At 61.7% G+C, this 8,313-nt stretch carries 4 protein-coding genes; 3 read left to right on the forward strand and 1 reads right to left on the reverse strand.

The features are described 5' to 3' along the window. Positions 1-67 precede the first annotated feature (67 nt). Together VIG90_RS07845 and VIG90_RS07850 are read left to right on the forward strand one after the other, a co-directional pair. Positions 68-3,679, forward strand: coding sequence for a hypothetical protein (locus VIG90_RS07845; RefSeq protein WP_331592934.1), 3,612 nt, complete (start codon positions 68-70; stop codon positions 3,677-3,679). A 336-nt stretch (positions 3,680-4,015) separates the two neighbouring features. Further along, on the forward strand, positions 4,016-6,088 hold the full coding sequence (locus VIG90_RS07850) for a PAS domain S-box protein (RefSeq protein WP_331592935.1): 2,073 nt from the start codon (positions 4,016-4,018) through the stop codon (positions 6,086-6,088). Between the two features lie 141 nt (positions 6,089-6,229). On the opposite strand, the gene VIG90_RS07855 is transcribed toward VIG90_RS07850, so the two are convergent. Next, a complete protein-coding gene (locus VIG90_RS07855; protein ID WP_331592936.1) occupies positions 6,230-7,147 on the reverse strand; it encodes a LysR family transcriptional regulator in 918 nt (305 codons plus the stop codon). 113 nt (positions 7,148-7,260) lie between these two features. Between VIG90_RS07855 and VIG90_RS07860 the strand changes: the two genes are divergently transcribed. Next, positions 7,261-7,995, forward strand: coding sequence for an SDR family oxidoreductase (locus VIG90_RS07860; protein ID WP_331592937.1), 735 nt, complete (start codon positions 7,261-7,263; stop codon positions 7,993-7,995). Positions 7,996-8,313 lie beyond the last annotated feature (318 nt).

Consider the following 8,313-nt stretch of genomic DNA (forward strand, 5'->3'; position numbering starts at 1 on the left):
AACGCCGATGGCATACAAGCGGCGCATCCTATCCTCTCACCATCGAGACCCGCGTGGAGGCCGGCCAATGAGCACGATCCTTCACCGGACCCCGCAGTCCCGCCCCCTGTCCCGTCGCGTCGCGTCCGTTCTGCTGGCCAGCGCAGCCTGGGTGTTTCTCCCCGCCCCTACGCTGGCCCAGGACATCGCCGCCGCGCCGACGCTGGAGGCGCCTGTTGCCACCCAGGCGGCGCCATTTGCTCTCTCGGTGAGCGAAGGCGGGGCGGACCGGCACCCGCTGGCCGAGAGCGGACTTGGCAATGTGGACATTCAGCTGAAGTTCGACGGCCTTGACGTGCGGCCGCTGCTGAACGTTTCGACGGCTGACCTGCGCCGCCGCTTCAAGCCCGGCGAGACGGTCCAGTTCCTGACGAGCGCCAACTATCCGGCCTTCATCGAACACGCCGAGATCCGCGTGCACCGCGCAGGCGAGGAAAGAGGGGAGCGGCCGCTGGCGGTCATTCCTGCCGTGCCCAACGGGGTGGCGGCATGGGAGATGCCGGACGACGCCATGCCGGAGAACGATGCCCTGACCTATGTGCTGCGCGTTTATGACGCCAAGGGCCGATATGACGAGACCGAGCCTTTAGCGTTGCAGCGAACCGACAGGAGTGCGGTGGCTACCGACGAGGAGGGACCTCTCGTCGTAACGCCTGGCGCGAGCGAGGACCGAACAGCTATCCGCAACATTCCGTTGAAGGGCGGCGCGGTCACCGTGGCGGGCCGCCAGGTGCCGGAGGGGCACACCGTCACCCTGCTGGGCGAGAAGGTTCCCGTCGATGCCCGGGGCGCGTTCGTAATGCAGCGCCTGCTGCCGCCTGGCGCGCACGAGGTGGATGTGGCCGTTACCTCCGAAGCGGACGGCGACAGCCTCGTCCTTAATCGTCGCATCGACGTGCCGAAGGAGGAGTGGTTCTATACGGGCCTGGCCGACTTCACCGTCGGCAAGCGGTCGGGCGATGACGACATCGATCTGGTGCGCTCGGGCGACTATGACGACGTCTGGGGCACCGGCCGCCTCGCCTTCTATGCCAAGGGTAAGCTGAAGGGCGAGACCATCCTGACCGCGGCAGCGGACACCACCGAACGCTCCATCGGCAAGATCTTCAAGGGCCTCGACAGCCAGAGCCCGCGCTATCTACTGCGGCGCATGGACCCGGACGATCATTATCCGGTCTATGGCGATGACTCGACCCTGATCGAGGACGCGCCGACGGCCGGAAAGTTTTTCGTCAAGGCGGAGAACGGCGCCAGCCATGCCATGTGGGGCAGCTACAAGTCCGCCATCACCGGCACGGAGTTTCTGCGCGCGGACCGCGGCCTTTACGGTGGCCAGGGCGTCTATCGCTCGGAGGAGACGACCGCGTTCGGTGAAAGCCGCGCCGAGGTCACCGTCTATGGGGCGCAGCCCGAGACCCTGCCTCAGCGCGACGAGTTCGCAGCAACGGGCGGCTCGGCATTCTTCCTGAAGCGCCAGGACATCACACTCGGCTCGGAAACCATCACCATTGAAATCCGCGACAACATCAGCGGGCGGGTGACCGAGCGGCGCACGCTCATGTATGGCGTCGACTACAGCTTCGATTACATGCAGGGCATGCTGATCCTGACCCAGCCGGTCAACTCCGCCACCGCGGCCAGCGGCCCGGTGCGCAACGGCGCGCTGGGCGGGAACAACGTGTTCGTCATCGCCCAATATGAATATGTGCCCAAGGCCGGCGAGCTGGACGGCTACATCTATGGCGGCCGCGCCTCTGGCTGGCTGACCGAGAACCTGCGCCTTGGCATGACTGGCATGAACGAGAAGACCGGAGAGGCGGACCAGCAGCTCTACGGCTTCGATGCGCAGCTGCGTCTCAGCGAGACCAGCTTCCTCGAGGGCGAAGTCGCCCGCTCCAAAGGGCCGGGCTTCGGCCTGTCCCGCTCGTGGGACGGCGGCCTCAACTCCAGCGACATCGCCACATCGGGCACGCGCGCGGACGCCGCCACGGCCTGGCGTCTGCGCGGCCAGCTGGATCTGGCCGACATCAGCGAGGATCTGGCCACCGGTACCATGAGCGGCTACCTGGAGAAGCGCGAGGCGGGCTTCTCCACCATCGCTGAGCAGATCCATGCCGACCAGACGGTGTGGGGCGTGAAGGGCAATGTGCCGTTGGGCGGTCGCGTCAGGCTCGGCTATGCTTATGACTCGTTCAAGGACGACGCCAGCAGCGTGCAGCGCGAAGGCAGCACCAGCCTCAGCTGGAATTTCGCTGATCCCTGGACCGTCTCGCTCGGCACCACCTTCTACGAGAGCCGCTCCCTGCTGGCCGCGCAGTCGGGCAAGTCCGGCTACAACGGCTCCCGCGTCGATCTGGGCGCTCGGCTGGAGTACCTGACCGCCCGCGATGCCAGCACCTACGTGTTCGGCCAGGTGACGGTCGACCGCGACAGCGACATCGTCGGCAACGATCGGGCCGGCGTCGGCGCCACTGTGCCAGTGACCGAGAAGGTAAAGCTCTCAGGCGAGGTCTCCTACGGCGACACCGGGCTGGGGGCGCTTGCATCCGCCAATTATCAGCCGGCCGCCGACGACAACTATTACATCGGCTACAGGCTCGACCCGGACCGGGCCTACGACCTCGACCGCACCTACGATCTGGCCGGGCGCGATCGGGGCGCGATCGTGGGCGGGCTCAAGCGGAAGCTGGGCGAGACCATCGCCGCCTACAATGAGAACAGCTACGACATGTTCGGGCGGCAGCGCACCCTCACCCAGACCTATGGCGTCACCTACACGCCCGCGCCTAAGTGGGTTTTCGACGCCGGGATGGAGGCCGGCTTCGTGCGCGATCGCACCCTCGATCCGACGACCGGGCTCGAGCGCTCCGACTTCAAGCGCCGGGCAGTCACGCTCGCCGTGCGGCACAATGATGAGGAACGCGGCCTTAGCGTACTGACGCGCCTCGAGGCGCGCTTCGAGGAGTCGGACGACAACACCCGCGATCGGAACACCTATCTGCTGACCACAGGGGTCATGGTGCGGACCCATGAGGACTGGCGCCTCCTTGCCAATGTGGACACGGTGCTCTCCGACAAGACCGACGGCGCGTTCTACGATGGCGAATATGTGGAGGCCTCCGCCGGGTTCGCCTATCGTCCGGTGGATAATGACAGGCTGAACGCCCTGTTCCGTTACACCTGGCTTTACGACCTGCCCGCGACCGGACAGGATTCGGCCTACGGCGGCGAATTTGGTGCGGCCCAGCGCAGTCACATCGTCTCGGCCGATTTTATCTATGACCTGAATCAGTGGATTTCCCTCGGCGCGAAGTACGGCGCGCGCTTCAGCCAGACGCGGGCGCGGGTGATGGGCGGCTCGGAAGACTTCGGCCCGTGGGAAAAGAACTCCGCCCATCTCGGCGTTCTGCGCGCCGACTTTCATGTCGTGAAGAAGTGGGACTGGCTGGTGGAGGGCCGGGTGATGCACATGCCGGAAGCCGCGACCACCGACTACGGCCTGCTCACCGCCCTCTACCGGCATGTGGGCGACAACCTAAAGGTGGGCGTCGGCTACAATTTCGGCTCCTTCTCCGATGATCTGCGCGATCTCACGCTAAACGATCGGGGCTGGTTCCTTAATGTGGTGGGCAAGTTCTGACGGTCTTAAAGCGAGATGCGAGCCAAGCGGAAGAGCCGGTCAGGCCCCGCTTGGCACCGTAAAATCGTCTCCGCCGGGTTCGAAGCACCAAGAGACCTAGGCCGTGGGTAGGCCTGTTCAAATGTGCCTAGACTAGGACAATATAATTAAATATAGTCCCTGCCGACGCTACTATATTAGAAATATTATTTCAAGCTAGCTGTTTAGCGGCGCATTGTTATCCGGACAATGCCAGGCCGCCTGCTCATACCGGTCGTGTATGCTTTTGACCTGAATACCCTTCTGGCTGCCGACTCCATTATTCGGTTTTGGCTGATGTGGTTTGGAGATTAAGTCATGCTTGCTCCGATTCTCGAGGATGGCAACGGCCTGAAACTATCGCTTAACGCAACTCAGAAGCAGAGCTTCGCCTGGATCGCCCGACCGGACGGGTTTATAGTCTGGTCCAGCCAGGTCCAGCTTGCGCCGGATATCTCGGGCGGTGGCGGCATAGAGGGCTATCGGTGGCGCAAACTGCTCGATCCCGCCACTTTTTCGGACATCCTCGCTCGTTGGCGGCAACTTACCTCGTCGACAGAGCCATTTGAGTTTGTCCTCCCGCTGATAGATTTGGACGGGCATCCGAGGATTCTCGTGGCTTACGTATGGCCTCTCGTTTTCGCCGACGGCCGGGTGACCCACTGGATCGGGTCGAGTAATGGGGCGGCAGTCCGGCGTATCGACCAGGCTCTGCGTCCAACGCGGGATGCTCAGAACAAAGCCTTCTTCGACCAATCCGTGGCGGGCTTTGCCGAAACAGACAGCGAGGGGCGTTTCACGGAAGTAAACAAGCGCTATTGCGAAATCACCGGGCGAACACGCGAAGAGTTACTTACTCTTCGGATGCATGACATCACGTTCGTAGAAGACCTGCCCCACAACATCTTTCTTTTTCGCGAAGCTGCAGCCAACGGCCAGTACTTCAGTCTGAAGAAACGGTACGTCAGGCCTGATGGCAGGCTCGTCTGGGTCCGCAACAGTATTTCGGCTATCCGGGATGAGGCGGGGAAGGTTCAGGGTATGGTCTGCATTTGCGTTGACATTACCCAGAAAGTCACAGCCGAGGAAGCACTGCGCCAGGAACGTGGCCGGGCAAGAAGCGTCCTGCGGAACATGAATGAAGCGTTTCTTCTGATCGGCCATGATTATCGGATCATCGATATCAATACCCACGCTCTGCGCCTCAACCAGCGCCTGAAGCAAGAACTCGTCGGTACGCTCATCTGGGATCAGTGGCCCGGATCCGAACACTTGGACTTTGGGCGCCTGTACAAGCGGGTGATGCAGGAGCGCAAGCCCGGGACAGTCGAGCAGATCTATCATTGGCCGGATGGCCGACATGCGTGGCTGGAAGTGCGCGCCTATCCGGCTGCAGAAGGCCTTGCGATCTTCTTTCGGGACGTGACCGACCGCAAGCAGGCCGAACGCAACAACGCACAGCTCGCATCGATCGTAAGCTCGTCTCAGGATGCCATCATCAGTTGCACGCCTGACGGAATTATCGAAACATGGAATCCAGCAGCTCAGCTTTTGTTTGGATGGCAGAGTAATGAGGCGATTGGACAGTCTGTAAACCTTCTCGTTTCAGATGGCCATGCTCATGAAATTGAAGGGGCATTGGCCGATGCCTGCCATGGCAAAACGGTTAGAGTTGAATCAGTTGGCAGGCGGCAGGACAATTCAGACATACCGATTAGCCTGGCGTTGGCGCCGTTGTGCGACGCCCAGGGCAGGGTTGTCGGCACGACAGCCATGATACGCGATATCAGCGAGCGCAAGAGGGCAGAGAAATTTCAGAAACTCCTGCTCGCTGAGCTCGGTCATCGCATGAAGAACAGCTTTTCCGTGATCCAGGCGATTGCCCACCAGACCTTCCAAGCTGAGGGGGGCACTGCAACCGCCTACAAGGCATTTTCCAAGCGCCTGCGCTCTTTGTCCATCAGCCACGACTTGCTGTTACAGGAAAAGTGGGAAGCAGCGCCGCTTCGCAAGGTGTTGGAAAGGATACTGGACGGCCTTGGCGATTTTGGACACGCCAGCCAAATGGACGGCCCGCAGATCATGCTGCCGGGCAGAACTGTCATCTCGTTTACGCTGGTCATTCATGAGCTCGCCACCAATGCCATGAAATACGGCAGCCTTTCAGTTCACGGCGGAACGGTTAATATTTGTTGGGAGAAGCAGGGAGAAGCGCTGGCGCTTCACTGGCGCGAGCGCGGCGGCCCCCGGATTTCAAAGCCGGCAACATCCGGTTTTGGAACAAGACTGATCAAACAGGCCTTATCGCCGGTGACAGGTGCCAGTGCCAATATCGACTATCAGGAGGACGGGCTGGTTTGCCGGATATTTTTGCCTCTGAGCGAGGCATAGAGCAGACCGCCTCCGCACTCGCCGATACCACCGCCCTGGAGTTGGAGCCCATAGCGGCCCACGGCGCGTAGGAGGCCTGGACAGTGTTTGGGCAAGGGCTGCGCGAGAGTGAGAGCCGGAGCCGCATGAAAGGCGATGTGGTCAGCACTGCCTTCTGTCTGACCGATGCTCTCTGAAGCGCTGAAGATGCTCGATGAGCGCGCGCAGTTTGGGAGCCATACTGCGGCGGCTTGGATAGTAGAGATAAAAGCCGGCAAAGAACGGGCAATAGGCCTCCAGCAGCGGCATAAGCTCGCCCCGCTCGAGCCAGGGCTGGAAACTTTTCTCCATTCCAAACGTGATGCCGGCCCCGGCCACGGCGAGCTTGATCATCAGGGCCATGTCATTGGTCGTGATTTCAGGGGCGACCGCTACACTGAAATCCTGGCCATGCTCTGCGAATTCCCAGCGATAGGGTGCGGCATCGGCCGCGGGACGCCAACCGATGCAGCGGTGAGCAGCCAGGTCTCTCGGATGCGATGGAACGCCAAAGCGATCGCTGTAGATCGGCGCACAGACCGCAATCTGGCGCTCATCGCCGGCAATCGGCATTGCGATCATGTCCTGCTCGATGACCTCGCCCAGTCGCACCCCGGCGTCGTACCCCTCGGCAACGATGTCAATGGCATCGTCAGTGACCGTGACATCCAGCTGGACCTTGGGATTCTCCAGAGCAAAGCTTGCAAGCAGCGGCCCTGCAAGAAAACTCTCGGCGATCGAAGAGACGGCAAGCCGCAGCTGTCCGCTTGGGTGCTCGCCAAGACTGGCGGTCGTCTCCAGCGCCGCCCGGATATCCGCAATGGCAGGTGCGATCTCAACAAGGAGACGCTCGCCCGCCTCCGTCAGGCTGACGCTTCGCGTCGTCCGTCGGATGAGGGCGATCCCCACCCCTTCCTCGAGCCGGCGGACCGTCTGGCTGATTGCCGAGCGGGTGACGCCCAGGCGATCCGCAGCTGCCCGAAAGCTGCGCTTCTCAGCCACAATTGTGAAAACGAACAGCGAATTGAGATCGGGACCCATTGATTAGTTTTTCTTGCCAGAGTGTGAACCAATGGCATTCTTATCACAACAATCCAGCGGCTCTACCGTCTGCTCGCCGCAATCGGCGGCTTTGAACAACGCAGACGAAGGAGATGACCATGCCCGACAACAAGGTGGTCCTCATTACCGGCGCATCGAGCGGCATCGGCGCCGCCATTGCACGCGAACTTGGCGGGGCGGGCGCAAAGCTGGTGCTCGGTGCACGCCGCACTGACCGGCTGGAAGCACTTGCCGGGGAGATCAGAGCCAAGGGCGGCGAGGCGATTTCGTGCCGGCTCGATGTCACCAAGCGTCTAGATGCAGGCGCCTTTGCCGATGCCGCATGCAAGGCCTATGGCCGTATCGATGTGATCGTCAACAATGCAGGCATCATGCCGCTCTCGCCCATGGCAGCGCTGAAGGTCGAGGAATGGGACCGGATGATCGATGTGAACATCAAAGGCCTCCTCTACGGCATCGCCTCTGTTCTGCCCGAAATGACGGAGCGCGGCAGCGGACACATTATCAACATCGCCTCCATCGGGGCTCTTTCGGTATTTCCGACGGCTGCTGTCTACTGCGCCACCAAATATGCCGTGCATGCGATCTCCGAGGGACTGCGGCAGGAAAATGACAGGATTCGTGTGACCTGCATCTACCCTGGCGTTGTTGAAAGCGAGCTTGCCGACACCATCACGGACCCGGTCGCAGCCGAGGCCATGCGCACGTTCCGCCAGATCGCACTGCAGCCGGATGCGATTGCCCGGGCCGTCCGATACGCCATCAGCCAGCCCGAGGATGTCAATGTAAGCGACATCGTCGTTCGCCCGACAGCCAGCAACGGCTGATGAGCGGATAATCCTCCCCTGTACAGCATGCCAGCGCCATCGGCCAGGATGGCGCTGGAGCCGCTCGGCGCGGGCGCCCCCTCTCAGGAGCATTGCTTGGTGACAGCTGTCAGGACCTTCCGGTCGGGATCATGGGCTGCATCGGGTCGCCTCAGCGCCTGGCTCTCCAGGCACATCCCTTTCAATTACCCACATCTTTGATAGCGAGATTATAGCCCACCGACATATCCAGGAGGCGCCGCCACCCTCTCCACATCACGATATTTCCGGGAGGGGGATCATGACTTCGCGCCAAGTATCCGCCGAGCTTCGCAACCT

Origin of the sequence: Pedomonas sp. (assembly GCF_036515995.1) — a bacterium.
Taxonomy (GTDB): Bacteria; Pseudomonadota; Alphaproteobacteria; order Sphingomonadales; family Sphingomonadaceae; genus Pedomonas.